The organism is Streptomyces hilarionis, from assembly GCF_024539675.1.
GTDB classification, from domain to species: Bacteria; Actinomycetota; Actinomycetes; order Streptomycetales; family Streptomycetaceae; genus Streptomyces; species Streptomyces hilarionis.
The window spans coordinates 1-1,642 of sequence record NZ_JAHHIT010000340.1 but is presented as its reverse complement, the minus strand read 5'-3'; the positions used below and the strand labels follow the sequence as shown (position 1 = coordinate 1,642).

Annotated in this window: 1 protein-coding gene; it reads left to right on the top strand. The window is 70.0% G+C overall.

Going from position 1 to position 1,642, the window contains the following annotated elements; genetic code table 11:
* The first annotated feature begins 321 nt into the window (after positions 1-321).
* Positions 322-1,452 (top strand): phosphate ABC transporter substrate-binding protein PstS, encoded by a 1,131-nt coding sequence (gene pstS, locus KMS84_RS38475; protein WP_256921202.1) that lies wholly within the window; start codon positions 322-324, stop codon positions 1,450-1,452.
* Positions 1,453-1,642: the final 190 nt, after the last annotated feature.

Genomic DNA, 1,642 nt, shown 5'->3' with positions numbered 1-1,642 from the left:
CCTCCCTCCAGAGCGGGCCTCCCCTCCCTCCCGCGCGGGCTTCCGTTCCCTCCCGAGCAAGCCTCCGATCCCTCCCGCGAAGGCCGCGGCCGGAATCCCCCCGTGTCCTCCGCGTGAGCGTTCCGTGACCTAACCGCACCGTCCCCAGGGGTTCACCCGCCGTTCACTCGTGCCCGTAAGCGCCTTCACCTGATCTGCCTAATTTCAGCCTTACGCGGTGCGGCTCGCGACCAAGCGGGACGTGTCCGTACCAAACAGACTTCGCACACTCCGCACGCCGCCGGATTTCAGGACGGCGGCTCCTGGAAGGACCTCCCCCAAGTGAAGCTTCAGCGCATGAACCGGCGGGCTCTCTCCCTCGGTGCTCTCGCCGTCTCCGGCGCCCTGGCCCTCACGGCGTGCGGCTCCGACGACACCGGCACCAAGACCGACGGCGGCAAGTCCTCCGCCACCGCGGCCGCCGGGTCCATCAAGTGCGACGACGCCAAGGGCCAGCTGCTCGCCGACGGCTCCTCCGCGCAGAAGAACGCGATCGACGCCTGGGTGAAGAACTTCACGCAGGCCTGCTCCGGCGTCCAGGTCAACTACAAGGGCTCCGGCTCCGGCGCCGGCGTCACCGCGTTCACGCAGGGCCAGGTCGCCTTCGCCGGCTCGGACTCCGCGCTCAAGCCCGACGCCGTCGCCGCGTCGAAGTCGGTCTGCAAGGGCGGTCAGGGCATCGACCTGCCGATGGTGGCCGGCCCGATCGCCGTCGCCTACAACGTCTCCGGCGTGGACAACCTGGTGCTCGACGCCTCCACGATCGCCAAGATCTTCGACGGCAAGATCACCAAGTGGAACGACCCGGCGATCGCCAAGCTCAACGCCGGCGCGAAGCTTCCCGACCTGAAGATCCAGCCGTACCACCGCTCGGACGAGTCCGGCACGACGGACAACTTCACCAAGTACCTCATCGCCGCCGCCCCGAACGACTGGAAGTACTCCGGCGGCAAGGCCTGGCAGGCCAAGGGCGGCCAGGCCGCGGCCGGCTCCTCCGGCGTCGCCCAGGGCGTGAAGCAGACCAACGGCGCGATCGGCTACATGGAGCTGTCCTACGCCAAGGACGGTCTGGGCACCGTCGCCGTCAACACCGGCGCCGCCGCTCCGGTCAAGCCCTCCTCCGACGGCGCCACCAAGGCCGTCGCCGCCGCGCAGGTCGTCGGCACGGGCAGCGACCTCTCGCTGAAGCTGGACTACAACACCAAGGCCGACGGCGCCTACCCGCTGACCCTCGTCACGTACGAGATCGCCTGCGACAAGGGCAACAAGGCCGACACCCTGCCCGCCACCAAGGCGTTCCTGCGCTACATCGCCAGCACGGAGGGCCAGGGCATCCTCTCGGGCATCGACTACGCGCCGATCCCCGACGCCATCATCGCCAAGGTCCGCACCACCATCGAGGGCCTGAGCTGATCTGTTGGGTGCGGTCCGACCGGGGGAGCCCGGCCGGACCGCACCCGTCCGGTGCACCGCCGCCAGGGGCCACGCGCGATCCGGCCCCACCCGAGCCGCCCACACCCGCCGGCGGCTCCGCAGACCGGAGATCCCCATGGACATAACGACGCAGCAGACCGACACGGACGACACCCCACCTCCCACGCCC